18 protein-coding genes are annotated in these 25,184 nt (G+C 71.4%); 12 read left to right on the plus strand and 6 right to left on the minus strand.

Annotated elements, in window-relative coordinates; genetic code table 11:
* Positions 1 to 405: 405 nt before the first annotated feature.
* The gene (locus ABZ795_RS21385; protein ID WP_357531598.1) at positions 406 to 1,089 is read right to left on the minus strand and encodes a hypothetical protein; all 684 of its coding nucleotides are present in this window, start codon (positions 1,087 to 1,089) and stop codon (positions 406 to 408) included.
* Between the two features lie 71 nt (positions 1,090 to 1,160).
* Between ABZ795_RS21385 and ABZ795_RS21390 the strand changes: the two genes are divergently transcribed.
* The 3 genes from ABZ795_RS21390 to ABZ795_RS21400 all read left to right on the plus strand — a co-directional run bounded on the left by ABZ795_RS21390 (position 1,161) and on the right by ABZ795_RS21400 (position 5,562).
* Positions 1,161 to 3,779, plus strand: a complete 2,619-nt coding sequence (locus ABZ795_RS21390; protein ID WP_357531599.1) for a valine--tRNA ligase — start codon at positions 1,161 to 1,163, stop codon at positions 3,777 to 3,779.
* Between the two features lie 149 nt (positions 3,780 to 3,928).
* Complete coding sequence (locus ABZ795_RS21395; protein WP_357531664.1) at positions 3,929 to 5,200, plus strand: folylpolyglutamate synthase/dihydrofolate synthase family protein; 1,272 nt, start codon at positions 3,929 to 3,931, stop codon at positions 5,198 to 5,200.
* The gene (locus ABZ795_RS21400) at positions 5,197 to 5,562 is read left to right on the plus strand and encodes a DUF4233 domain-containing protein (protein ID WP_327024490.1); all 366 of its coding nucleotides are present in this window, start codon (positions 5,197 to 5,199) and stop codon (positions 5,560 to 5,562) included. Before ABZ795_RS21395 ends, ABZ795_RS21400 begins: the two co-directional genes overlap by 4 nt.
* Before the next feature lie 12 nt (positions 5,563 to 5,574).
* On the opposite strand, the gene ABZ795_RS21405 is transcribed toward ABZ795_RS21400, so the two are convergent.
* Complete coding sequence (locus ABZ795_RS21405) at positions 5,575 to 7,002, minus strand: VOC family protein (RefSeq protein ID WP_357531600.1); 1,428 nt, start codon at positions 7,000 to 7,002, stop codon at positions 5,575 to 5,577.
* Positions 7,003 to 7,146: 144 nt separating this feature from the next.
* Between ABZ795_RS21405 and ndk the strand changes: the two genes are divergently transcribed.
* Positions 7,147 to 7,572 carry a nucleoside-diphosphate kinase gene (gene ndk / locus ABZ795_RS21410; protein WP_357531601.1) on the plus strand — a complete coding sequence of 142 codons (426 nt, stop codon included), beginning with the start codon at positions 7,147 to 7,149 and terminating at the stop codon, positions 7,570 to 7,572.
* A gap of 27 nt (positions 7,573 to 7,599) precedes the next feature.
* Here the strand turns inward: ndk and sigJ are convergent, their stop codons facing one another.
* Both sigJ and ABZ795_RS21420 read right to left on the minus strand, forming a co-directional pair.
* Positions 7,600 to 8,478 carry an RNA polymerase sigma factor SigJ gene (sigJ, locus tag ABZ795_RS21415; protein ID WP_357531602.1) on the minus strand — a complete coding sequence of 293 codons (879 nt, stop codon included), beginning with the start codon at positions 8,476 to 8,478 and terminating at the stop codon, positions 7,600 to 7,602.
* On the minus strand, positions 8,475 to 8,906 hold the full coding sequence (locus tag ABZ795_RS21420; protein WP_357531665.1) for a carboxymuconolactone decarboxylase family protein: 432 nt from the start codon (positions 8,904 to 8,906) through the stop codon (positions 8,475 to 8,477). Before ABZ795_RS21420 ends, sigJ begins: the two co-directional genes overlap by 4 nt.
* A 496-nt stretch (positions 8,907 to 9,402) precedes the next feature.
* Here ABZ795_RS21420 and ileS point away from each other — a divergent pair, with 496 nt between their 5' ends.
* Both ileS and ABZ795_RS21430 read left to right on the plus strand, forming a co-directional pair.
* A complete protein-coding gene (gene ileS / locus ABZ795_RS21425; protein ID WP_357531603.1) occupies positions 9,403 to 12,549 on the plus strand; it encodes an isoleucine--tRNA ligase in 3,147 nt (1,048 codons plus the stop codon).
* A 161-nt stretch (positions 12,550 to 12,710) separates the two neighbouring features.
* Positions 12,711 to 13,412, plus strand: coding sequence for a lysophospholipid acyltransferase family protein (locus tag ABZ795_RS21430; RefSeq protein WP_357531604.1), 702 nt, complete (start codon positions 12,711 to 12,713; stop codon positions 13,410 to 13,412).
* Between the two features lie 10 nt (positions 13,413 to 13,422).
* On the opposite strand, the gene ABZ795_RS21435 is transcribed toward ABZ795_RS21430, so the two are convergent.
* Complete coding sequence (locus ABZ795_RS21435) at positions 13,423 to 14,895, minus strand: cryptochrome/photolyase family protein (RefSeq protein WP_357531605.1); 1,473 nt, start codon at positions 14,893 to 14,895, stop codon at positions 13,423 to 13,425.
* A gap of 50 nt (positions 14,896 to 14,945) precedes the next feature.
* The gene (locus ABZ795_RS21440) at positions 14,946 to 16,535 is read right to left on the minus strand and encodes a hypothetical protein (protein WP_357531606.1); all 1,590 of its coding nucleotides are present in this window, start codon (positions 16,533 to 16,535) and stop codon (positions 14,946 to 14,948) included.
* 185 nt (positions 16,536 to 16,720) lie between these two features.
* Between ABZ795_RS21440 and ABZ795_RS21445 the strand changes: the two genes are divergently transcribed.
* The 6 genes from ABZ795_RS21445 (at position 16,721) to obgE (ending at position 25,108) form a co-directional block, all read left to right on the plus strand.
* Complete coding sequence (locus ABZ795_RS21445) at positions 16,721 to 18,706, plus strand: TIGR03960 family B12-binding radical SAM protein (protein ID WP_357531607.1); 1,986 nt, start codon at positions 16,721 to 16,723, stop codon at positions 18,704 to 18,706.
* Between the two features lie 25 nt (positions 18,707 to 18,731).
* Positions 18,732 to 19,514: a TIGR03936 family radical SAM-associated protein gene (locus ABZ795_RS21450; RefSeq protein ID WP_357531608.1), complete on the plus strand. Its 783-nt coding sequence runs from the start codon at positions 18,732 to 18,734 to the stop codon at positions 19,512 to 19,514.
* Between the two features lie 131 nt (positions 19,515 to 19,645).
* Positions 19,646 to 22,708, plus strand: a complete 3,063-nt coding sequence (locus ABZ795_RS21455; protein WP_357531609.1) for an Rne/Rng family ribonuclease — start codon at positions 19,646 to 19,648, stop codon at positions 22,706 to 22,708.
* Between the two features lie 258 nt (positions 22,709 to 22,966).
* Positions 22,967 to 23,281: a 50S ribosomal protein L21 gene (rplU, locus tag ABZ795_RS21460; protein WP_013735422.1), complete on the plus strand. Its 315-nt coding sequence runs from the start codon at positions 22,967 to 22,969 to the stop codon at positions 23,279 to 23,281.
* An 11-nt stretch (positions 23,282 to 23,292) separates the two neighbouring features.
* Positions 23,293 to 23,544 (plus strand): 50S ribosomal protein L27, encoded by a 252-nt coding sequence (gene rpmA / locus ABZ795_RS21465; RefSeq protein ID WP_327024501.1) that lies wholly within the window; start codon positions 23,293 to 23,295, stop codon positions 23,542 to 23,544.
* 97 nt (positions 23,545 to 23,641) lie between these two features.
* Entirely contained in the window at positions 23,642 to 25,108 is a 1,467-nt protein-coding gene (gene obgE, locus ABZ795_RS21470) for a GTPase ObgE (RefSeq protein WP_357531610.1), read from the plus strand.
* Positions 25,109 to 25,184: the final 76 nt, after the last annotated feature.

Below are 25,184 nucleotides of genomic sequence, written 5' to 3' on the forward strand. Positions count from 1 at the left end.
CAGCGCCGATGGTACTGCACTCGGGAGGGTGTGGGAGAGTAGGACACCGCCGGACACACTTCGATATGAGGGCCACCCCAATGGGGTGGCCCTCAAATCGTTTATCTACCCCTATTCCCTGCCCCGAATTCCGGTTCAACCACCGCAACAACAAGCGGTCAAAACCGTTGCGTCGGTTGAAGCAGAGCAAAGGAACCGAGGGACAACAGCAGAGGTCCCCCCAGCCACAGGGACCGCCGGGCAGCAGGGGCTGACCGAACCAAGAGCCGACGGACGGCGAGAGTTCGGACGACGGAGACCGTGGCGGGCAAGACTGCCGGTCGGGACGGCCAGGGTCGGAGCAGTGGGCATGACCGCCGGACGGCCAAGGTCTCGCGGAGGTAAGCCGGCCGACGGGGGTGGGGGTCAGTCGCGGGTCTGTACGGTCTCCCGGATCTGGCGCAGCAAGTCGGCGGCCTCGTCTACCGGGCGGAAGGGGAACATGGCGATGGCCACGCTGCCGTGGTCAGCCCACCCGCAGACCGCGAAGTCGCCACCCTCGCCGCTGGTCCTGCCGCACTTCATCACTCCGCCGAGTCGGCCCGAGGACACGTTACGCAGGCCGGCCACCGCCCCGGTCTCGTCGGACATCAGGCCGAAGAGGCTCTCCAGGTCCCGTTCCGGCTGCCAGAGCAGGGTGGTACCCCCGAACAACAGCACCGATCGGCGGTCGTCGGCAGGGTCCTGGTAGACGGCACCGAAGCTGGTGTCCAACTGGATGTCCGCGGCCAGGCCGCTGCGCAGGTAGTCGGCGGTGCTCACGGCGCGTTCGCTGTCGTCGCGGGTCAGCCCCGCCACCTGGTCCGGGGTCGCGATCCGGGTGTCCTTCTGCTCGGCGATCCGCCAGCCCCAGGTGCCCAGGGCTCCCGCGCCGGTAAGGGCCAGCACCGCCAGTACCGCTATGCCGACCCGGCGCCGCCGACCAGGGGCCGCAGCGCGTTCTGTGGCCGTCTGCCGGTCCCGGTTGCCCAGCTCGATCGGCTCGTCGGTCAGGTTGACCGGGGGAGCACCCCCGTCCAGGTGGCGGGCGGTGAGATGTGGATCGGACATAGCCGCCACCGTACGCGACATCACCGGTGGCCCACGTCGGGTCCGCTGAAGCCCTCCGTAGACTTTCTTAGGTGACCGAGAATGTGGATACCCGACGCCCCGACGCCCCGACCATCGCCGGCCAGTACCAGCCCGGCGAGGTAGAGCAGCGACGGTACGAGCAGTGGGTAGCCGACGGTCGTTTCCGGGCGTCGGCCAGCAGCGACAAGCCGCCGTTCACCATCGTCATCCCGCCCCCCAATGTCACCGGCTCCCTGCACATGGGCCACGCGCTCGACCACACCGTGCAGGACGCCCTGGTGCGGCGTAAGCGGATGCAGGGCTTCGAGGCGCTGTGGCTGCCCGGCATGGACCACGCCGGTATCGCCACCCAGAACGTGGTCGAGCGGCAGCTGGCCGCGCAGGGCCAGTCCCGCCACGACCTCGGCCGGGAGAAGTTCGTCGAGCGGGTGTGGCAGTGGAAGGCGGAGTCCGGGGGCGCGATCCTCGGCCAGATGCGTCGCCTCGGCGACTCGGTCGACTGGGACCGGGAGCGCTTCACCATGGACGAGGGCCTGTCCCGGGCCGTACTGACGATGTTCAAGAAGCTGTACGACGACGGCCTGATCTACCGGGCGAACCGGATCATCAACTGGTGTCCGCGGTGTCTCACCGCCCTGTCCGACATCGAGGTGGAGCACTCCGACGACGAGGGTGAGCTGGTCTCGATCCGCTACAGCGATGAGGTGGTGGTGGCCACCACCCGGGCCGAGACCATGCTCGGTGACACCGCGGTGGCGGTGCACCCGGACGACGAGCGCTACCGGCACCTGATCGGCACCGAGGTCGAGCTGCCGCTGACCGGCCGCCGGATCCCGATCGTCGGTGACACCCATGTCGACCCGACCTTCGGTACCGGCATGGTGAAGGTGACCCCGGCGCACGACCCGAACGACTTCGAGATCGGGCAGCGGCACGACCTGCCGGCGCTGACGGTGATGGACGAGCGGGGCGTGATCACCGCGCCCGGCCCGTTCGAGGGGCTGGACCGGTTCGAGGCCCGTCCGGCGATCGTCGCCGCCCTGCGCGCCGAAGGGCGCATCGTGGCCGAGAAGCGGCCGTACGTGCACGCTGTCGGGCACTGCTCGCGGTGCCGGACCACGGTCGAGCCGCGGCTGTCGTTGCAGTGGTTCGTCAACACCTCCCCGCTGGCCAAGGCGGCCGGTGACGCGGTGCGCGACGGGCGGGTCGCGATCGAACCGGCGGAGCTGGCCAAGCGCTACTTCGCCTGGGTCGACAACATGCACGACTGGTGCATCTCCCGGCAGTTGTGGTGGGGTCACCGCATCCCGGTCTGGTACGGCCCGGACGGCGAGGTGGTCTGCGTCGGACCCGACGAGCAGCCGCCGACCGGCGAGGGCTGGCACCAGGACGAGGACGTGCTGGACACCTGGTTCTCCAGCGGGCTGTGGCCGTTCTCCACCCTGGGCTGGCCGGAGCAGACCCCCGAGCTGGCGAAGTTCTACCCGACCAGCGTGCTGGTCACCGGGTACGACATCCTGTTCTTCTGGGTCGCCCGGATGATGATGTTCGGCCTGTACGCGATGGACGGCAACCAGCCCTTCGACGTGATCGCCCTGCACGGGATGGTCCGCGACGAGCACGGCAAGAAGATGTCCAAGTCCTTCGGCAACGTGGTCGACCCCCTGGACTGGATCGACCGGTACGGGGCCGACGCGACCCGGTTCACCCTGGCTCGGGGCGCCAACCCGGGCGGTGACGTGCCGGTCAGCGAGGACTGGTGTCAAGGGTCGCGCAACTTCTGCAACAAGCTGTGGAACGCCACCCGGTTCGCGCTGCTCAACGGCGCGCACACCGAGGGACCCCTGCCGGAGGCGGCCGAGCTGTCGACGGTCGACCGGTGGATCCTGTCCCGGCTGGCGCAGGTCACCGCGGAGGTGGACGAGCAGTTCGAGGCGTACGAGTTCGCCAAGGTCTGTGACCTGCTCTACCACTTCGCCTGGGACGACGTCTGCGACTGGTACGTGGAGTTGAGCAAGCCGGTGCTGGCCGCCGGGGGAGCCGCCGCCGACACCAGCCGTCGGGTCCTCGGGCACGTGCTGGACCAGTTGCTGCGGCTGCTGCACCCGGTGATCCCCTTCGTCACCGAGGAGCTGTGGACCGCCCTGACCGGCGGGGAGACCGTGATGACGGCCGCCTGGCCGGTCGCCGACCGGGCCCGGATCGACAGCGGCGCGGAGGCGGAGATCGCCACCCTGCAACGGGTGGTCACCGAGGTCCGCCGGTTCCGCTCCGACCAGGGGCTTCGTCCGACCCAGCGGGTCGCCGCCCGGCTCGACGGGCTGGCCGGTGCCGGTGTCGCGGCGCACGAGCCGCTGATCCGTTCCCTGGCCCGGCTCGACGCCCCGGGTGAGGACTTCCAGGCCAGCGCGACCCTGGCCATGCCGGGGGAGGTCAGTGTCGCCCTGGACACCCGGGGGTCGATCGACGTCGCCGCCGAACGGGCCCGGCTGACCAAGGACCGGGCGGCGGCCGAGAAGGAGGCCGGGCAGGCCCGGGCCAAGCTGGACAACCCGGCGTTCGTCGGCAAGGCCCCGGAGCACGTGGTCGCCAAGATCCGGGATCGGCTGGCCGCCGCCGAGGCCGACCTGACCCGTATCGACGCCGCTCTGGAGGCGCTGCCCTCGTGACCGACAGCAACGAACGCAGCGGTACGGGTCGACCGGCGGACGCCGGACGGCCCGGCCGCGCCGATGAGCGCACCGACCGGGGCAGATCCGCCGATCGGGCGGCCTTCGCCGAGGTCGAGGCGGAACTGTCCGGGCGGGGATTCACCCGGATGGTCTTCGAGTTGGACCGCATCTCGGACCTGCTCGACCTGTTGGGCAGCCCGCAGCGGGCGTACCCCTCGATCCACCTGACCGGCACCAACGGCAAGACCTCCACGGCCCGGATGATCGACTCCCTGTTGCGGGCCTTCGGGCTGCACACCGGGCGGTACACCAGCCCGCACCTGGAGTCTGTCCGGGAGCGGATCAGCCTGGACGGCGAGCCGGTGGACGAGGCCCGGTTCACCGCCGTGTACCAGGAGGTCAAGCCGCTCGCCGAGTTGGTCGACGACCGCTCGGCCGAGCCGCTGACCTACTTCGACATGACCACCGCCCTGGCCTTCGCGACCTTCGCGGACGCGCCGGTGGACGTGGCCGTGGTCGAGGTGGGGCTGGGGGGTGCCGAGGACGCCACGAACGTGATCCAGGCCGGGGTGTGCGTACTGACCCCGATCGGGCTGGACCACACCGAGTGGCTCGGTGACACCTTGCAGGACATCGCGGTCGCCAAGTCCGGCATCATCCACCCGGGCGCGACCGTCATCGCCGCCGCTCAGGAGGAGGAGGCCGCTCGGCCGATCCTGCAACGCTGCGCCGAGGTCGGCGCCACCATCGCCCGCGAGGGCTCGGAGTTCGGCGTACTGCGTCGGGCGGTGGCGGTCGGCGGGCAGGTGCTCACCCTGCAGGGCCTCGGCGGGGTGTACGAGGAGGTGTTCCTCCCGCTGCACGGCGCCCACCAGGCGCAGAACGCGGCGGTGGCCCTCGCCGCCGTGGAGGCCTTCCTCGGTGCCGGTGCCCGGCGTCAGCTCGACCTGGAGACGGTGCGGGAGGGTTTCGCCACCGCCAGTTCCCCGGGTCGGCTGGAGCGGGTGCGGTCCGCCCCGACGATCCTGCTCGACGGCGCGCACAACCCGCAGGGCATGACGGCAACGGTCACCGCCCTACAGGAGGAGTTCGCCTTCAGCAAGCTGGTCGCCGTGGTGGCCACCCTGGCCGACAAGGACGCGGCGAGCATGCTGGAGCTGTTGGAGCCGGTCGTCGACCAGGTGGTGGTGACCCGCAACAGTTCGCCACGAGCGCTGCCGGCCAAGGAGTTGGCGGCCCTCGCCGCCGAGGTGTTCGGACCGGACCGGGTAGAGGTGGCCGAGGAGATGCCGGACGCGATCGAGACGGCGGTGGCCCTGGCCGAGGAGGACGTACCCGGTGAGCTGGCCGGGGTCGGGGTGATCGTCACCGGTTCCGTGGTGACCGTGGCCGACGCGCGCCGGTTGTTGAAGCGATGAGCGCACCGGAGGAACCTCAGCAGCGGCGGTCGGGGCTGCGCAACCCCCAGCGGGCGGTACGCGGTCTCGGCGCCGGCACCCTGGCCCTGGAGGCGCTGGTGTTGCTGCTGGCCATCCAGCCGATCCGGTTGGTCGGCGGTGACCTCAGCGCTGCCGCGATCGGGGCGGTGGTGACCCTGGCCGTGGCCGCCGCGGTACTGGCCGGAATGATGGGCCGGCCGTGGGCGTGGAACGCCGGCACGGTGTTGCAGGGACTGCTGCTGCTCTCCGGGCTGCTGCACTGGTCCCTACTCGTGCTGGGGGTGATGTTCGCGCTGGTGTGGGCGTACGCCTGGCATGTTCGTCGGGTGATCCTGGGCTGAGCCGAGGCGGGCTCATGCCTCGGCGCGCTCCCGCCACTGGGTCAGGGCGATGCCGTGCCCGTCCGGGTCACGGAAGGCCGCCGCCCACACCTCCAACCGGCTGCCCCGGTTGACCACCCGGGGTGCGTAGGTGAACCGGACTCCGGAGTCGCGGAGCCGCTCGTAGGCGCCCTGGATGTTGTCGACGTCCAGGTTGACGTGCACCAGGCGACGGCTCACCGGCTGGGCGCCGGACACCTCCCGCAACACCAGTCGGGTAGCCCCGGAGGCCAGTACGGCGTTGCCGGCGCCCCGGTCGACCTCGGTGAAGCCGAGCCGACCCTGGTAGAAGTCCAGGGATCGGGCCAGGTCGGTGACCAACAGGGTGATGCCGACACCACTGATCGGTGCGGCCGGATCCGCGGTGTCCGGGGCCTCCGGGTCGTACCCGAAGATCGCCGCATCCAGCTTGCGGGCCTCCTCGGGGTCCTCAACCATCTCCCGGGCCGAGTCTGGGTCGCCGGCGGTCGTCGAGGGCGGCTGGGGGTCGGTCATCCAGGCCGGTCGGGGTTCCGGATCGTCCAGGGGCAGGTCGATCGGGTCCAGCGGGTCGGTCGGGCGGGGGATCGGGTCGGCCACCCGCGTCCCGCTCGGCTGCGTCTCCCCGGTGGCCTCAGGGGAGACCGTGGCGGTGGTGGCGGCGGGGGAGGTGGTGGCGGCCACGAAGCGTTCCTCGGCGGGGGTACGCGGTGCCGGGGTGGCCCGTCGGGGCAGCGGAGCGTCGTTCGACTGCTCGACCACCGTCCCCTCCAGCACGACCGGTCCGCCGGGACGGTGGCGCACCCGTACGGTCTCCCGGGGCTCTACCGGTTCGACCGGTTCGTCGTCGCCGGGACCGGCCAGCGGGTCGCTCAGCGGGAAGTCGTCCTCCGGTGCCCGGCCGGCCCAGGGCGGGGCCTCCTGACCGATCAGGATCTCGTCCGGCGGCACCTGGTCGGCGTACTCCGGTGGCGGGTCGACCGGGCCGGCCTCGGTGTGCGTGGGCACCTCGTCCCAGAGCACCCGGACGTGCCGCTGGTCGTCCAGGGCCACCCGGATCGGCAGGCTCTGCCCCAGGGAGGGCCACTTCGAGACCGGCACCCGAGGCTCGATGATCTTCTTCGACCGGGGTGGCAGCCCCGGGGCGTCGATCACCAACTGGAGTTCACAGCGCCCGAAGGCGTACTGGGTGGGTGGCTCCGAGGCGCTGTGCACATGCCCGGCGCCGATGACCCAGGTGCGCCCGCCGGCGCGGATCGTGGCCAGCGCGATCGCCAGGGCCAGCACGGCGACCCCCAGCGCCACGATGGCCCAGCTGGTCATGCCCAGGCCGAAAAGGATGACGAAGGTGGCCACGGTGCCGAGCACCGTAGCGACCAACTTGCGTACCGGTGCGATGGGCCGGTTCCCGCCGTTCGCCACAGTGGACCTCCCGGGTGGTCAGGGCCAGGCTAGGCCGGATCGGGGATCGGGGGAAGCACCCGACCACCGCGCCGCCACCGGTGCCGGGCCGCTAGGCTGACCGTACCCAGCCCGACCGGCTTCCGCTTCGAGGAGGAACCCAGCGTGTCCAGCAGCACCCCGGACGAGCGCACGCTCGTACTGATCAAGCCCGATGCGGTCCGCCGTGGATTGGTCGGCGAGATCATCTCCCGCTTCGAGCGCAAGGGGCTGCGGATCGACGCGATGGTGTCCCGGACGATGGACGACACGCTGGCCGACGAGCACTACTCCGAGCATGTCGACAAGCCGTTCTACCCGCCGCTGAAGACCTTCATGACCAGCGGCCCGCTGGTCGCCCTGGTGCTCTCCGGCGACCAGGTCATCGAGGTGGTACGCGGGCTGATCGGGGCCACCGACGGGCGCAAGGCCGCCGCCGGCACCATCCGGGGTGACCTGTCGCTGTCCAACCGGGAGAACCTGGTGCACGCCTCCGACTCGGCCGACAGCGCCAAGCGCGAGATCGCACTCTGGTTCCCCGAGCTGAGCTGACGACCTGGTACTCGGCCGGGCGGCTGTTCAGGCCGCCCAGGTCAGCTTGTCCGGGTTCGCAACCAGGAAGATGTCGGTGATCCGACCGTCGGCGGTGGCGAGGGTGAGGGCGTACCGGTGACCGGCCGCGGTGACCACGACGGCGGCCGGCTGGCCGTTGAGTTCCGTGCGGTGCACGGTGAGCGGCCAGCTCTTGTCGCGGATGCCCAGCAGGAAGCGGGTGACCCGGTCGACGCCGGTCACCGGGTTGCGGGCCGATCGCACCCGGCCGCCGCCGTCGCTCCAGGCGGTCGCCTCGGCGGCCACCAGGTCGGTCAGCGCGGCCAGGTCGCCGTCGTCGACGGCGGCGATGAAGGCGTCCAGCAGCCGCTGCTGCTCCGCCCGGTCGACGGTGAAGCGGCGCTGGTCGCGGCCGATCCGCACGCCGGCCCGATGATGCAGTTGCCGGCAGTCCTCGGCCGAGCGGTCCAGTAGCTCGGCGATCTCGGCGTACGGCAGCTCGAAGGCGGTGTGCAGCACGTAGACCGCGCGCTCCGGCGGGGTGAGGCGTTCCAGCAGGTGCAGCAGCGCGGTGGCGAGCGAATCGCGCAACTCGGCGCGTTCCAGCGGGCCGAACGGCGACGGTGCGGTGGGCACCGGCTCCGGCAGCCACATCCCGACGTACGCCTCCCGGGCCGCCTGCCGAGCACGGAGCCGGTCGATGGCCAGATGGGTCACCACCCGGGACAGGTAGCGGCGCGGCTCGGCCACGCCGGCCCGGTCCACCCGCATCCACCGCAGGTACGCCTCCTGGAGCACGTCCTCGGCGTCGTGCCGGCTGCCGAGCAGCCGGTAGGCCAGACCGAGCAGCATCGGCCGGTGCGCTTCGAGCGCCCCGGCCGCCTCCACCGCGTCGATCAGGCTCACACCTCGGCCGGCAGGTCCTTGCGGAAGGTCACCGCGATCCGGTTCCACACGTTGATTGTGGCGATCGCCAGCACCAGATCAGCGAGGGACTTCTCCGGCCAGACCTTCGCGGCGGCCGCCCAGACGTCGTCGGGCACCCCGTGCTCGCCGAGCCGGGTGACCGCGTCGGTGAGCGCCAGCGCGGTCCGCTCCCGCTCGTCGAAGAAAGGCGCTTCGCGCCACGCCGCCACCGCGAACAGCCGCCGATGCGACTCCCCGGCATCCATCGCATCCCGGCTGTGCATGTCGACGCAGTACGCGCAGCCGTTCAGCATCGACGCCCGCAGTTTCACCAACTCCAGCACGGTGTGATCCACGTTGGCCCGGACGTACTTCTCCAACCCCAGCACGCTCTGGTACGCCTCCGGCGCCACCTCAGCCACATCCATCCGCTGCACGACAACCCCCTCCTGACAGTGCCTCCAACACCCCCACGACGTCCCACCCCACCCCCGCCGTGACACCCACCCCTGTGACCCCCACCACGCACCCCGCACACCCCGCTGATCTTGCACTTTGTGTCGGTGCATATCCACCCAGAAGCCGCGTAAGGGCGACCACAAGTGCAAGATCGTGGGAGAGGGGGTGGGGGTGGGGAGGGGGTGGGTTATGGGGAGGTGGGGGGTGGGTGGGGAGGGTAGGATGGGGGGACTGGCGACGATCCGGCCATCACCGGGGAGCCTCCGGAAGAAAGGGCCTCGTGCCCGAGTAGAACCGGACGGGTTCGGCCCGTTACAGCCGGCAAATGAGCGGGCGGTCGATCCTGACCGTCAAGCGGGGTGGTACCGCGGGCCTGGCCCGGGGCGCCGGTGACGGCGTACCGGAGAAGGGCTCGTCCTCGCAAGACCCACACACAGTGAGTGTCAGCGAGGAGAGCGACAGGCGATGGCCTATCCGTTGCACGACCCGACCGCCGCCGGTGTCCCGGCGAGCCCGGACCTGCCCGCGGTCGAGCGCCGGGTGCTGGAGCACTGGACGGCCGACAAGACCTTCGAGGCGTCCGTCGAGGCCCGCGACGCCGGCCGCAACGGCGACAACGAGTACGTCTTCTACGACGGCCCGCCCTTCGCCAACGGGCTGCCGCACTACGGGCACCTGTTCACCGGATACGTCAAGGACGTGGTGCCGCGCTACCAGACCATGCGGGGTCGGCGGGTGGAGCGCCGCTTCGGCTGGGACTGCCACGGACTGCCCGCCGAGGTGGTGGCGGAGAAGCAGCTCGGCATCACCAGCAAGGCGGAGATCCTGGACCTGGGGGTGGCCCGGTTCAACGAGGCCTGCCGCACCTCCGTGCTGGAGTTCACCCAGGACTGGGAGCGGTACGTCACCCGGCAGGCCCGCTGGGTCGACTTCGCCAACGACTACAAGACCCTCGACCTGGACTACATGGAAAGCGTCATGTGGGCCTTCAAGACCCTGCACGACAAGGGTCTGGTCTACGAGGGCTTCCGGGTGCTGGCGTACTGCTGGCGGTGTGAGACTCCGCTGTCGAACACCGAGACTCGGATGGACGACGTCTACCGGGACCGGCACGACCCGACCCTGACGGTGTGGTTCGAGCTGGCCGCCGAGGAGTCCGCGCCGGAGCTGGTCCGTGGCCCGGTCAAGCTCGGTGTCTGGACCACCACCCCGTGGACCCTGCCGTCGAACCTGGCCCTGGCCGTCGGCCCGGACATCGAGTACGCCGTGCTGGAGCGCGACGGCGAGCGTCACCTGGTGGGTGCCGGGCGGGTGGCCGCGTACGCCAAGGAACTCGAGGGGTACGAGCAGGTCGGCACGGTACGCGGGGCGGACCTGGTGGGGCGCCGGTACACCCCGCTGTTCGACTTCCTGGTGGAGCAGGCCGGTGGGAACGCGTACCAGGTGCTCGGAGCGGAGTTCGTGACCACCGAGGACGGTACCGGGATCGTGCACCTGGCCCCGGCCTTCGGTGAGGACGACCAGAACGTCTGCAACGCCGCCGGCATCCCCACCATCGTCACCGTGGACGACCACACCCGGTTCACCGCGCTGGTCCCGCCGTACGTCGGCGAGCAGGTCTTCGACGTCAACAAGCCGGTGATCCGGGAGCTGAAGGACCGGGGGGTGGTGCTCAAGCAGGACACCTACACCCACTCGTACCCGCACTGCTGGCGCTGCGACACCCCGCTGGTCTACAAGGCGGTGTCCTCGTGGTTCGTCGCGGTGAGCAAGTTCAAGGACCGGATGGTCGAGCTGAACCAGCAGATCAACTGGACCCCGGGGCACATCAAGGACGGCTCTTTCGGCAAGTGGCTGGCCAACGCCCGGGACTGGTCGATCAGCCGGAACCGGTTCTGGGGCTCCCCGATCCCGGTGTGGCGCTCGGACGACCCGAACCACCCCCGCATCGACGTGTACGGCTCGCTGGCCGAGATCGAGCGGGACTTCGGCGTACGCCTGACCGACCTGCACCGGCCGGCGGTGGACGACCTGGTCCGCCCCAACCCGGACGACCCGACCGGCAAGTCGATGATGCGTCGGGTGCCGGAGGTGCTGGACTGCTGGTTCGAGTCCGGTTCGATGCCGTTCGCCCAGGTGCACTACCCGTTCGAGAACCGGGACTGGTTCGAGCACCACTACCCGGGCGACTTCATCGTCGAGTACATCGGGCAGACCCGGGGCTGGTTCTACACCATGCACGTGCTGGCCACGGCGTTGTTCGACCGGCCGGCGTTCCGCAACTGCCTCAGCCACGGCATCCTGCTCGGCTCCGACGGGCGCAAGATGTCCAAGAGCCTGCGCAACTACCCGGACGTGTACCACGTCTTCGACTCGTACGGCTCGGACGCGATGCGCTGGATGCTGATGTCCTCCCCGGTGTTGCGCGGCGGGGACATGCCGGTCACCGAGTCGGGCATCCGGGACGCCGTCCGGCAGCTGCTGCTGCCGCTGTGGAACGTCTGGTACTTCTTCTCCCTCTACGCCAACGCCGACGGCTACACCGCCCGGCGTCGGACGGACAGCACCCACCTGCTGGACCGGTACGTGCTGGCCAAGACGAACGAGCTGGTGGCGACGGTCGGCGCGCAGATGGACGCGTACGACATCTCCGGGGCCTGCGCCACCGTGCGGTCCTACCTGGACGCGCTGACCAACTGGTACGTGCGCCGCTCCCGGGACCGGTTCTGGTCCGGCGACGCGGACGCCTTCGACACCCTGTCGACAGTGCTGGAGACCCTGTGCCGGGTGGTGGCGCCGCTGGCGCCGCTGACCGCGGAGGAGATCTGGCGGGGGTTGACCGGTGAGCGGTCGGTGCACCTGACCGACTGGCCGGTCGCCGAGGAGTTCCCGGCCGACCACGACCTGGTGGCCGCGATGGACAACGTCCGGGCGGTAGCCTCGGCGGCCCTGTCGCTGCGCAAGGCCAAGGGTCTGCGGGTGCGGCTGCCGCTGGCCACCCTCACCGTGGCCAGCCCGGTCGCCGAGCAGTTGCGGCCCTTCGCCGACCTGGTGGCCGACGAGGTCAACGTCAAGCAGGTCGTCTTCACCGAGGAGGTGTCGGCGTACTGCCAGCAGGTGCTGACCGTGGTGCCCCGAGCCCTCGGGCCCCGGGTCGGCAAGCAGGTCCAGCAGGTGATCAAGGCGGTCAAGGCGGGGGAGTGGGAACTGGTCGACGGCGCCCCGGTCGCCGCCGGGGTCACCCTGGCCGAGGGCGAGTACGAGCTGCGGCTGGTCGCGGCCGACGCGGAGCACTCCGCACCCCTGCCCGGTGGTGAGGGGGTGGTGGTGCTGGACACCACGGTCACCCCGGAACTGGCCGCCGAAGGGCTGGCCCGGGATGTCGTGCGGGTGGTGCAGCAGGCCCGGCGCGACGCCGACCTGGACATCTCCGACCGGATCGTGGCGACCGTGGCCGCGTCGGCACCGGTACGGGAGGCGGTGTCGGCGTACGCCGACTTCGTGGCCCGGGAGGTGCTGGCCGAGCGGGTCGACTTCGCCGAGGACCTCGACGGCTTCGCCGGTGAGGTCGGTGAGGGCGAGCCCGTGACGGTGGCGGTACGCCGCACCTGACCGGGAAGTGAGCGGGGGTCCCTCGGCTACGCCGCGAGGGGCCCCCGCTGACACCCTCATCCAGCCAGCGGACCCGCCCGACCTCGCGCATGACGACGTGCGTCGGTCCGCTACGGTGTCAGCGCCCCCCACTGCGTACATCACCCATCGTCGGAGGACCAGTGCCGCTGCTCTACACCATCGGCAAGCTCACCGTGGGGCCCACGCTGCGGCTGGCGTTCCGACCGACCGTGGAGGGGCTGGAGCACGTACCCGAGACCGGCGGTGCGATCTTCGCCGGCAACCACCTCTCCGTGGCCGACGAGTTGTTCCTCGGCACGGTGGTACCCCGGCACCTGGCCTTCTGGGCCAAGTCCGAGTACTTCACCGGCATCGGGGTCAAGGGACGCTTCTCCAAGTTCGTGCTCACCGGGCTCGGCGCGATCCCGGTGGAGCGGGCCGGTGGGCGGGCAGCCCTGTCCGCCTTCGACGCGGCCATCCCCGCGCTCAAGAGCGGTGACCTGGTGGTCGTCTACCCTGAGGGCACCCGCTCGCCGGACGGGCGGCTGTACCGGGGTCGTACCGGAGCGGTCCGCCTGGCCATCGCGGCCGGGGTGCCGATCATCCCGGTCGGCATGATCGGCACGGACAAGGTGCAGCCGATCGGGGCCCGGGTACCGCGGCCCTTCACCGGCAAGAAGATCACCGTCCGGTTCGGCAAACCGCTGGACTTCACCGGCCGCCCGGACGACCGGCTCTCCCTGCGGCAGATGACCGACGAGATGATGGCCGAGATCCAGAAGCTCACCGGTCAGGAGTACGTCCCCCGGTACGCCCCGCCGCGTGCTCAGCCGAAGACCACCGACGAGCCGACCGTCGACTGACCTCCGTCGGTCACGGTGCCTTGGAGGAACGGCGTTTCTCCTGGTCGCGTACGGCGTCCAGGTCGTCGAGCCGGTTCATCTGGGCCATCGTGCGGGCCATCCGGGCGTTGGCCGGGATCCGGTCCCGGTTGCGATCCAGGAAGGCCCAGTACCCGGCGGTGAAGGGGCAGGCCCGCTCACCCAGGCGGACCTTCGGGTCGTACCGGCAGCCGCCGCAGTAGTCGCTCATCCGGTTGATGTACGAGCCACCGGCCGCGTACGGCTTGGTGCTCATCCGTCCCAGGTCGGCGTACTGGCTCATGCCGATCACGTTGACGGTCATCACCCAGTCGTAGCCGTCGACGAAGCTGCGGTGGAAGAAGTCCACCACCTCGGCCGGTCGCCAGCCGCGCTGCAACGCGTAGTTGCCCAGCACCATGAGCCGGGGGATGTGGTGCACCCAGCCGTGGTCCCGCAGGTCGGCCAGCACATCCGACAGGCAGTGCGCCTGCACCGCATCGGCGTCCAGGTCCCGGAACCAGGCCGGCATCGCCGACCGGGCCCCCAGCGCGTTGCTGCGTTGGTAGCCGGGCTCGAAATACCAGTACAGGTTCCAGACGAAGTCCCGCCAGCCGAGGATCTGGCGGATGAAGCCCTCGACGCCGGGCAGCGGCGCCCCCTGCTTGCGGTACGCCTGCTCCGCGCCCCGGATCGCCACCATCGGGTCCAGCAGCCCCAGGTTGAAGGAGGAGGAGAGCAGGCTGTGCGCCAGCCACGGGTCACCGGCGAGCATGGCGTCCTCGTACGGGCCGAAGTGAGGCAGCCGATGCTTGAGGAAGTGCCGTAGCCGCGACTGGGCCTCCTTGGTGGTGACCGGGAAGCGGCGCGGACCGTCCCGCCCGATGAACCGGATGCCTTCCCGCTCCCAGCGGTCCAGGTCCTTGCGTACCTCGGCGTCGATGTCGTCCTCGCGGGGCATCGGCGGAGGAGGTACGTCCAACCGCTCGGTGCCCTTCGGCGGGGGTTTGCGGTTGTCGGTGTCGAAGCTCCACCGCCCGCCGACCGGCTCGGCGCCGTCGACGAGCACCTGATGGTGCTCCCGGGCGAACCGGTAGAAGGTCTCCATCCGCAGGGCGCCACGTCGGGCGTCCGCCCAGTCGGCGAACTCCTCCAGCCCGGTGACGAAGCCCCGGGGCGGCAGTACGGTCACCTGGTCCAGCCCACGGACGAAGTCCAGCGCCGCCCGGGAGGTCGGGTGGCAGACCTCCAGCGGTTCGCGTACCCGGCGCAGGGCCTGCCGGTAGGTCTCGGCGCGCAGGAAGATCGCCTGGTCGCCCAGTTCGGCCGCCCGGTGCCGCAGGGCGGAGAGCACCAGGTGCGCCTTCTGCCGGTGGAAGGCCCGACGACGGAAGACCGCCTTGGACTCGATCAGCAGCACCGGCTGGTGGCGCTGATCGAGGAAGTGCGGTCCGAGTTGGTCGGCGAACAGCCAACGCCGGGGCATGGGTCGATTGTGGCCCGAGTAGGCCCGGTAGGGGTCGGAACCGGGTCAGGTCATTCGGGCGTGATGATCTGTTCCCGCAGGGTGCCGAGCAGCCGGGCACTATCGTCCATCGACAGGTTGGTGAACACCGCCGTGGTGATGCTGCCGTGGTCGACCGAGGTGCAGACGACCACCCCGCTCCCCTCGGAGTGGCCCGCCGCGCAGCGCCCGTGCCGCCCTCGGACCCCGCTGTCCACCACCTCCGCCTCCCCTAGGGAGTACTCCTCGGTGAGGCGTTCGATCTCGGCGTCGGCGTCGGCCGAGGGGGTGAGCCGGAATCCGGTGCCACCGAAGACCGTCACCCGCTTGCCGACGCTCGTGGTGTAGACCCCGGCGAAGACGTCGTCGGCCAGCAGATGCGCCTGGCGGGTCTGGTTCTCCAGTTTCCGGGCGGCCTGGGCGTTGCGCGGGTCCTCCCGCAGCCGCAGATCCGCCACCTGCTTGGGCAGGGCGGCATTGGCCGGGTACTGGGTGACCATCGGGGTGCCGTAGTAGGCCGGGCAGCCGCAGCAGCAGGCCAGGGTCAGCAGCAGTACCCAGGGCCAGCGGCGCCGTTTGCGCTTCGGGGCGGCCCCGGCGGGGGGCTGCCAGCCGGGCGGCGGCGCCTTCTTGACCTTGCGTCCCCGGGCCGGTGGCGGCGGTGGTCCGACCGGTGCCGAGGGCGGGGCCGGGTGGACCTGCCGTGGATAGTTCGGCGGCGGGTACCCCGGCGTCATCGGCCGGGCCGGGGCCGCGGGCGGCGGAAAGACCGCCGGAGGGGGTTGGTGGGCCACCGAGGGCGGCTGGTGGGCCGGCGAGGGCGGCTGGTGGGCCGGTGGCGGGGGCGGGTCCGGCGGGGCCGGGTGCGCGCGGGTCGGCGGCGGAGCCGGGTACGACAGGGTCGGCGGCAGGGCCGGGAAGTCGGCGGAGGGCAGATCCCATCCGCTGGTGTCGGCGCCCGCCCAGGGGTCCACCGGGGTCTGGTGCTCGGGCTGGTGGGTCGCCGCCACCGACGGCGGCGGTGGGGTCGGCTCGGCCGACTCGCCCCACGCCCGGCGGCGCGGCGGTGCCGGTGGTACGGCTGCGGCCGCGCTCCAGCGCGGCGGCGGAGGCTCGGCCTCCGGCAGGGGCTGCTGCATGACCCGGGTGCCCTGCGGACCCACCTCCGCGACTGCCGGCGGGGTGGCCGAGCGCTCCGGGTCGATCATGGTGGGCGGGTGGTCGGTGGCCGGTCCGTCGGCGCGCGGTCCGGAGCCGGGTTGTTCCGGTGCGGTGCCGGATCGTTCGGGCGTGGTGTCGGCTGGTGCCGTGACCTCGGCGTCCGCGGTGTCGGCCGGTGCGGTGGCGTCGGGGGCTGCGGGCGGGGCGGCCGTGGGGTCGCTTGGCGCGGAGGCGTTCGGTCGGGTCGGCTGATCCCCGGAAGCCGACTGGTCACCCTGAGCCGGCGGGCTGGTCGGATCGGGCGTGTCGGCGGGCAGCATCCGGGTGCCGTCCGGGCCGGTGGGGGTCCCGGGGACCACCGGGGTGGGCTGCTCCTGAGTGACCGCCGGCTCCCCGTCGCGCTGTGCTTGTGGACGGGTCCCGTCGACCGGCCGGTCGGTACCCGGCTGCGGCTCCGGCATCGCGGCAATCTCCTCTCACGCCGACCCGAGGTTAGTACCGTTGTGCCAGCCTGACCGAATCAGGCGGCTCCCGGGCAGGCGGGTGGCCCTCTCCGGAGGGTCCTCGGCCTGAGGGTCGGCGGTCCGGCGATCGGCGGGACAGGTGTGGCGCGGCCCTCGACAGGGGGCGCGTACCCTTGAGCATCATGAGCGTCCCGTCCACCACACCGCGTCCCGTCGCGGCCAATTCCGTGTGGCCCCGGCTGGAGCCGCTGCTGCCCCAGGTGACCAAGCCCATCCAGTACGTCGGTGGTGAACTGGGCGCGGTGGTCAAGGACTGGGACTCCGCGACCGTACGTTGGGCGCTGATGTACCCGGACGCCTACGAGGTCGGCCTGCCCAACCAGGGCGTGCAGATCCTCTACGAGGTGCTCAACGAACTGCCCGACACCCTCGCCGAGCGGACCTACGCGGTCTGGCCGGACCTGGAGAAGCTGATGCGCACCCACGGGGTGCCACAGTTCACGGTCGACGCCCACCGGCCGGTGCGTGACTTCGACCTGTTCGGCGTGTCGTTCGCCACCGAGCTGGGCTACACCAACCTGCTCACCGCGATCGACCTGGCCGGCATTCCGCTGCTGGCGGCGGACCGCACCGACGCCGACCCGGTGATCGTGGCCGGCGGGCACGCCGCCTTCAACCCGGAGCCGATCGCCGACTTCGTTGACGCCGCCGTGCTCGGCGACGGCGAGGAGGCGGTGCTGGAGATCACCGCGATCCTGCGGAACTGGAAGGCCGAGGGCTGCCCCGGGGGCCGCGACGAGCTGCTGCTGCGGCTGGCGCGTACCGAGAGCGTCTATGTGCCCCGCTTCTACGACGTGGACTACCTGCCCGACGGCCGGATCCAGCGGGTCGTGCCGAACCGGGCGGACGTGCCCTTCCGGGTGCACAAGCGCACGACGATGGACCTGGACGCCTGGCCGTACCCGAAGAAGCCCTTGGTCCCGCTGGCCGAGACGGTGCACGAGCGGTACGCCGTGGAGATCTTCCGGGGTTGCACCCGGGGCTGCCGGTTCTGCCAGGCGGGCATGATCACCCGCCCGGTACGCGAGCGGTCCATCACCACGGTCGGGCAGATGGTGCAGCAGGGGCTGGAGTTCTCCGGTTTCCACGAGGTGGGTCTGCTGTCGCTCTCCTCGGCCGACCACTCCGAGATCGGCGACATGTGCTCCGGCCTGGCCGAGCAGTACAAGGGCACGAACGTGTCGCTGTCGCTGCCCTCGACCCGGGTGGACGCCTTCAACATCGAGCTGGCCCAGGAGCTGTCCCGCAACGGGCGGCGGACCGGCCTGACCTTCGCCCCGGAGGGCGGGTCGGAGCGGATCCGCAAGGTCATCAACAAGATGGTCTCCAAGGACGACCTGATCCGTACGGTGGTCACCGCGTACACCAACGGGTGGCGGCAGGTGAAGCTCTACTTCATGTGCGGGCTGCCCACCGAGACCGACGCCGACGTCCTGGAGATCGCCGACATGGCCCACGAGGTCATCCGGGCCGGTCGGGCCGCCACCGGGTCCAAGGACATCCGGTGCACGGTCTCCATCGGCGGGTTCGTGCCGAAGCCGCACACCCCCTTCCAATGGGCGGCGATGGAACGCCCGGAGGTCATCGACCACCGGCTCAGGCTGCTCAAGCAGGCGATCAACGCGGACCGCTCGCTGGGCCGGGCCATCGGCTACCGCTACCACGACGGTGAGCCGTCCCTGATCGAGGGGCTGCTGTCCCGGGGTGACCGTCGGGTCGGCGCGGTGATCCGCAAGGTCTGGGAGAACGGCGGTCGGTTCGACGGCTGGAGCGAGCACTTCTCGTACCAGCGTTGGGTGGAGGCCGCCGCCGAGGTACTGCCCACCTTCGGGGTGGATCTCGACTGGTACACCACCCGCGAGCGGGACGAGTTGGAGGTCCTGCCCTGGGACCACCTGGACTCCGGCCTGGACAAGGACTGGCTCTGGCAGGACTGGCAGGACTCGCTCAGCGAGTACGAGCAGGACGACTGCCGGTGGACTCCGTGCTTCGACTGCGGGGTCTGCCCGGCGATGGACACCGAGATCCAGATCGGCCCGACCGGCCGGAAACTGCTCCCGTTGACTCCGGTCAACGGCCTGCGGCTGCCCACCGGCGCCCAGCAGTGACCCGGTCGGTCCGCCAGCGAGGAGCATGAAGATCAGTAAGAGACCACAGCCCGAAGGCGGCCAGGCGCCGGTCGTCCAGCGTGTGCGGATCCGGTACGCCAAGCGGGGCCCGTTGCGGTTCACCTCGCACCGGGACTTCGCCCGGGCGTTCGAGCGGGCGTTGCGTCGTGCCGGGGTGCCGGTGGCCTTCTCGCAGGGCTTCACCCCACACCCCAAGATCTCGTACGCCAGCGCGGCGCCGACCGGGGTGGCCAGCGAGGCCGAGTACCTGGAGATCGGCCTGCGTGAGCCGGTCGACCCGGAGGCCCTGCGTACGGCGTTGGACGCCGCCCTCTCGCCCGGCCTGGACGTGCTCGACGCCGTGGTGGCCACCGGCAGCGGGCTGCCCGACCGGATCGAGGCCTCCCGGTGGCGCATCGAGCTGCCGCAGGTGGATCCCGAGGTGTTCGCCAAGGCCGTGGCCGCCTTCACCGCCGCCGAGCAGGTGCAGGTGGAGCGGATGACCAAGCAGGGGCGGCGTACCTTCGATGCGCGGGCCGCAGTCATCGCCATCGATGTGAGCGCCCCGTCGGCGACGCCTTCCGGGGCATCAGCCGTACCGTGTGCGATACTCGAACTGGTTGTACGGCAGGTCACCCCGTCCGTACGACCCGATGACGTCCTTTCCGGCCTCCGCGTGGTGGCCGGCCTGGAGCCGCCGGTTGCCCCGAAGGTGATCCGACTGGCTCAGGGCACGCTGACCGCGCAGGGGGCGATCGTGGATCCGCTGGACGCGGACCGCGACGGGGCAACCATCGGCGGACGCTGACCGACGGTCGGCGCCCAGGCAGGCAGACTTCGCCGGTCGCGCACCCCGTGCGCCCGGGGAAACACCTTTTGCGGCATCCCTGCGTGGCAGCGCTCACCCGCGCCCGGGGAAGCCAGAACTGGAGAACGTCCATGCTCGAGAACGAGCCCGAGGGCGGCGAACAGACCGGTGCGAACCCGGCCGCCGAGCCCACCACCGTCGACGCGGCGCGCGACGCCGGGCCGGGTGACACTCCGCCGGAGGAGGCCCCCGGCACGGTGAGCGGTGCGGCCGACCTGACCGGCGCGCCCCCCGAGGAGGCGGCACCGCCCCGACGGCGGGCCACCCGACGGCGAGCCACCCCGGCCAGCCAGCCCGAACAGGTCGACGCTCCGGTGCAGGCGTCGAGCACCCCGGCGGTGGGCAGCGGGGAAGCCCCCCAGGCGGAGGTCCTCGCGCCGGTCTCCGGTGACCTGGACCCCGCCCCCAAGACCACCCGGCGACGCCGGAAGGCCACCCCGGCGGCCAAGAGCACCGAGGAGCCGTTGGCCGCGGCCGAGGTCGAGGCGACCGCCGCCGATGTCGTACCGCCGGTCAAGGTGACCCGTACCCGGCGTCGGAAGGCCACCCCTGCGGCGGTCGAGACCCCGGCGGAGCCGCCGGTGGTCGAGGAACTGACGGCCGAGGAGCCGGTGGTAGCGGTCGAGCCCGTCGCCGGGGCCGACTTCGCAGCCGTGGCGATCTCGACCGAGGGTGCCCCCGTACCGGCTGAGGAGCCTGCCGAAGAGGTCGAGCCGACGCCGCCGGCCACGGAAGCAGCCGGCGAACCGGCGCCGAGCCCGAAGGCGGTGCCGGTGGTACCGGCGCTGCCGGAGGCGGAGCCGCCTGCGGAGCCGGAGCCGCGGTCGCGTCGGCGTCGGGCCGCGCTCACCGCGCCGACGGTGTTGTTCATGGCCCCGGAGGAGATCACGGCCGCCCGGGTCGCCGCCGCGGCCGCTCTGGCCGCCGAGGAAGAGGTCGTCGAGGAGCCGGTGGAGCCCGCCCGTCGCCGTCGTCGTGGCCGCCGGGAGGCCGAGCCGGTGGTGACGGCCGAGGTCGAGGAGGAGCCCGCCGCGGAGGCCGAGGAGGCCGCCGAGGACGAGGACGACGAGGAGAGCGCCGCCGGACGGCGTCGCCGTCGGCGTGGTCGCCGGGGCCGGGGACGCGGCAAGGGCGGCGCGGAGGAGGCCGAGGACGGCGAGGCCGAGGAGGCCGAGGAGGTCGTCGCGGCCGAGGCGGAGGAGACCGAGGCCGAGGCCGAGGCCGAGACCGACACGGACGAGGGCGGCGAGGACACCGAGGGTGACGGGTTGACCCGTCGCCGTCGGCGGCGGCGTCGGCGGGGTGCCGGTGACACCGAGGGGGCCGCCGACGACGGCGTGCCGACCGTGGTGAAGATCAGGGAGCCCCGTCGTACGGTCGACGAGGTGCAGGGGGTCTCCGGCTCGACCCGGCTGGAGGCCAAGCGGCAACGCCGCCGGGACGGTCGTGAGCAGCGCCGTACCCGCCCGCCTATCCTCAGCGAGTCCGAGTTCCTGGCCCGCCGGGAAGCCGTCGACCGGGTGATGGCGGTCCGGCAGCGCGGCGACCGCACCCAGATCGCGGTGCTGGAGGACGGCGTGCTCGTCGAGCACTACGTCACCCGCAGCTCCGCCGGCACCATGGCCGGCAACGTCTACCTCGGCAAGGTGCAGAACGTGCTGCCCAGCATGGAGGCGGCGTTCGTCGACATCGGCCGGGGCCGCAACGCGGTGCTGTACGCCGGCGAGGTCAACTGGGACACCAGCGGCCTGGAGGGTCGGGCCCGCTCGATCGAGCAGGCCCTCAAGTCCGGCGACTCGGTGCTGGTGCAGGTGACCAAGGACCCGATCGGGCACAAGGGCGCCCGGCTGACCAGCCATGTCGCGCTCTCCGGGCGGCACCTGGTGTACGTGCCCGGCGGCAACGCCTCCGGGATCAGCCGCAAGCTGCCGGACACCGAGCGCAAGCGCCTGCGTGACGCGCTGAAGAAGTTGGTGCCCGACGGTGCCGGGGTGATCGTCCGGACCGCGGCCGAGGGGGCCAGCGAGGACGAGTTGGCCCGTGACGTCAAGCGGCTCCAGGCGCAGTGGGAGGACATTCAGGCCAAGGCCGCCGAGGGCGGGGCCCCGGTGCTGCTCTACGAGGAGCCGGACCTGGTCATCCGGGTGGTCCGGGACCTGTTCAACGAGGACTTCCGCGAGCTGGTGATCGAGGGCGACCAGTCGTACGACATGGTCGAGTCGTACCTGTCGCATGTCTCGCCGGACCTGCTGGCCCGGCTGCGCCGGCACGTGGGCACCACGGACGTCTTCGCGGAGTACCGCATCGACGAGCAGATCCTCAAGGGGCTCGACCGCAAGGTCTTCCTGCCCTCCGGGGGCCACCTGGTCATCGACCGGACCGAGGCGATGACCGTGGTGGACGTCAACACCGGTAAGTACACCGGTGCGGGCGGCAACCTGGAGGAGACCGTCACCCGCAACAACCTGGAGGCGGCCGAGGAGATCGTCCGCCAGCTGCGGCTGCGCGACATCGGCGGCATCGTGGTGATCGACTTCATCGACATGGTGCTGGAGTCGAACCGGGAACTGGTGCTGCGTCGGCTGACCGAGTGCCTGGGCCGGGACCGCACCAAGCACCAGGTCACCGAGATCACCTCGCTGGGCCTGGTGCAGATGACCCGTAAGCGGATCGGTGCCGGTCTGCTGGAGGCGTTCAGCGAGACCTGCGACTGCTGCAAGGGCCGTGGCCTGATCATTCACACCGAGCCGGTGCCGGAGAAGCCCCGCTCCGGTGGGGCGGAGAAGGTCAAGGCGGTCGCCTCGGCGACTGCGCCGACGACGGAGCAGCCGACCGCCTCCGCCCGGCGTCGGGCCCGCAAGAGCGCTGCGGCCGAACGGACCGTGGTGGAGGTCGCCGAGACCGACACCACGAGCAGCGCCGACATGGACTACGACACCATGGGCTACGACCTGTCGCGGTACGAGACCGAGACCCCGGCCGCGCCGGAGGTCGCCGACAGTCAGCAGGGCGAGTCGGCCCGGCTGGCCGCCCCGGACGACCCGGACGCGCTGGCCGAGGAGGACGAGGACGAGGGCGGTTCCGGCCGCCGCCGTTCCCGCCGGGCCGGCACCCGACGGCGTACCCGACCCTGATCGGAGCAGTACCCGCAGCCCCTCCCCATCGGAGGGGCTGCGGGGTACGACCCCGGGCCCTCGCGGGGCTCGGGTGGGGGCGGTTTGGGAGGCGGGGCCACCATGGCGTACGCTTGCCTGCGGCGCACCCTTGTGTGCCGAGTTCCCGCGTGCCCGCGCCGCCGTGCCTCTGCTACCCGGCGAGCCGCCGTGGGGACGACCGACCGGCAACGGTGGGAAAAGACGCTAGCAGCCTCAACGACAGGGAGTGCGCCTCCGATGTACGCGATCGTCAAGACCGGCGGCAAGCAGTACAAGGTCGCCGAAGGCGACGTGATCGAGGTCGAGAAGCTCGTCGGTGCCCCCGGCGACGCGGTGAAGCTTGCCGCGGTGCTCCTCGTCGACGGTGACGACCTGGTGACCGACGCGGCCAAGCTCGCGCAGGTCGAGGTGTCCGGCGAGATCGCCGCACACACCAAGGGCCCGAAGATCCGGATCCACAAGTTCAAGAACAAGACCGGCTACCACAAGCGCCAGGGTCACCGCCAGCCGCTGACCCAGGTCAAGGTGACCGGCATCTCCAGCGGGAAGTAGGTCGTCTCAAGATGGCTCACAAAAAGGGTGCGTCCAGCTCGCGTAACGGCCGGGACTCCGCGGCCCAGCGGCTCGGCGTGAAGCGCTTCGGTGGTCAGGTCGTCAGCGCGGGCGAGATCATCGTCCGGCAGCGTGGCACCAAGTTCCACCCCGGTGACCTGGTCGGCCGCGGCAGCGACGACACGCTCTTCGCGCTGTCCGCCGGTGCGGTCCAGTTCGGCAGCAAGCGCGGTCGCAAGACCGTCAGCATCGTGCCGCAGTAGCAGTTGTTCGGCAGGAGCGGGCCGTGGACCTGGATGTCCCGGCCCGCTTCGCCTTTTCGTCAGACGCGGGGGTGCTCCTCGCTGGAAGGATTGCGGCGTGACTACGTTCGTTGACCGGGTCGTCCTGCACCTGCAGGCCGGCGACGGCGGGCACGGCTGTGTCTCGATCCACCGGGAGAAGTTCAAGCCGTTCGGCGGCCCCGACGGGGGTAACGGCGGGCACGGCGGCAGCGTCTCCCTGGTGGTCGACCCGCAGGTGCACACGCTGCTCGACTTCCACTTCCGCCCGCACATCAAGGCGCAGAACGGCCGCGGGGGTGCCGGCTCCAACCGGGACGGCGCCAACGGCGCGGACCTGGTGATCACGGTCCCCAACGGGACGGTCGTGCAGACCCTCGACGGCACCGTCCTCGCCGACATGGTCGGTGCCGGTACCACCTTCGAGGTGGCCCGGGGCGGTCGTGGCGGCCGGGGCAACGCCTCGCTGGCCAACGCCCGCCGGAAGGCCCCCGGCTTCGCCGAACTGGGCGAGCCGGGTGAGCAGCTGGATGTGGTGCTGGAACTCAAGAGCGTCGCCGATGTCGGTCTGGTGGGTTTCCCCTCGGCCGGGAAGTCGTCGCTGATCTCGGTGATCTCCGCGGCCAAGCCGAAGATCGCCGACTACCCCTTCACCACCCTGGTGCCCAACCTCGGGGTGGTCCGGGTCGACAACCACACCTTCACCGTGGCCGACGTGCCCGGCCTGATCCCCGGGGCGGCCACCGGCAAGGGCCTCGGCCTGGAGTTCCTCCGGCACATCGAGCGCTGCGCCGTGCTGGTGCACGTCATCGACACCGCCACCCTGGAGCCCGGTCGGGACCCGCTCGCCGACATCGACACCATCGAGGCGGAGCTGGCGGCCTACGGAGGCCTGGCCGACCGGCCCCGGCTGGTCGCCCTGAACAAGATCGACGTGCCCGACGGGCGCGACCTGGCCGAGATCGTCCGGCCCGACCTCCAGGCGCGGGGCCTGCGGGTCTTCGAGATCTCCGCAGCCACTCGGGAAGGGCTCAAGGAGTTCACCTACGCGATGGCGGAGCTGGTGCAGCAGGCCCGGGCGGCGACACCACCGGCCGAACCGACCCGCGTCGTGCTCCGGCCGAAGGCGGTCGACGACGCCGGCTTCACCATCGAGGCGGAACCGGACGGCTCGTACACCGTGCGGGGGGTCCGCCCCGAGCGGTGGGTGCGTCAGACGAACTTCGACAACGACGAGGCGGTGGGCTTCCTCGCCGACCGGCTGGCCCGGCTCGGGGTCGAGGACCAGTTGGCCAAGGCGGGTGCCCAGCCGGGTGACCTGGTGCGCATCGGGGAGCGCGAGTTCGACTGGCAGCCGACCCTCTACGCGGGCGCGGAGTTCGTACCCGGGGCCCGGGGCCGGGACGTGCGGCTGGAGGAGAAGACGACCAGGGCCAGCGCGGCCGAGCGGTTGGCGGCCCGCAAGGCCCGTCGGCAGCGCCCCGCCGACGAGGTGGAGGCTTCCCCGGAGCCCGAGGCCCTGCCCGAGCCGGACGACGCCGAGTAGTCCCACCAGCCGCCGGCCTGCGCCGCTGATCAACTCCGTTTCGCCGAAACGGCGGTTTCCCACCGCTGTGTACTCC

Origin of the sequence: Micromonospora sp. NPDC047134, assembly GCF_040643455.1 — a bacterium.
Classification (GTDB): Bacteria; Actinomycetota; Actinomycetes; order Mycobacteriales; family Micromonosporaceae; genus Micromonospora.

Bases quoted from the DNA above. Each gene is read 5' to 3' on its own strand.
- ABZ795_RS21420 (WP_357531665.1), bottom strand. From the start codon at position 8,906: ATGGATGTGGCTGAGGTGGCGCCGGAGGCGTACCAGAGCGTGCTGGGG.
- ABZ795_RS21445 (WP_357531607.1), top strand. From the start codon at position 16,721: ATGAGCGTCCCGTCCACCACACCGCGTCCCGTCGCGGCCAATTCCGTG.
- ABZ795_RS21450 (WP_357531608.1), top strand. From the start codon at position 18,732: ATGAAGATCAGTAAGAGACCACAGCCCGAAGGCGGCCAGGCGCCGGTC.
- ileS (WP_357531603.1), top strand. From the start codon at position 9,403: ATGGCCTATCCGTTGCACGACCCGACCGCCGCCGGTGTCCCGGCGAGC.
- ABZ795_RS21435 (WP_357531605.1), bottom strand. From the start codon at position 14,895: ATGCCCCGGCGTTGGCTGTTCGCCGACCAACTCGGACCGCACTTCCTC.
- ABZ795_RS21400 (WP_327024490.1), top strand. From the start codon at position 5,197: ATGAGCGCACCGGAGGAACCTCAGCAGCGGCGGTCGGGGCTGCGCAAC.
- ABZ795_RS21385 (WP_357531598.1), bottom strand. From the start codon at position 1,089: ATGTCCGATCCACATCTCACCGCCCGCCACCTGGACGGGGGTGCTCCC.
- ABZ795_RS21455 (WP_357531609.1), top strand. From the start codon at position 19,646: ATGCTCGAGAACGAGCCCGAGGGCGGCGAACAGACCGGTGCGAACCCG.
- rplU (WP_013735422.1), top strand. From the start codon at position 22,967: ATGTACGCGATCGTCAAGACCGGCGGCAAGCAGTACAAGGTCGCCGAA.
- ABZ795_RS21395 (WP_357531664.1), top strand. From the start codon at position 3,929: ATGGTCTTCGAGTTGGACCGCATCTCGGACCTGCTCGACCTGTTGGGC.
- rpmA (WP_327024501.1), top strand. From the start codon at position 23,293: ATGGCTCACAAAAAGGGTGCGTCCAGCTCGCGTAACGGCCGGGACTCC.
- ABZ795_RS21440 (WP_357531606.1), bottom strand. From the start codon at position 16,535: ATGCCGGAGCCGCAGCCGGGTACCGACCGGCCGGTCGACGGGACCCGT.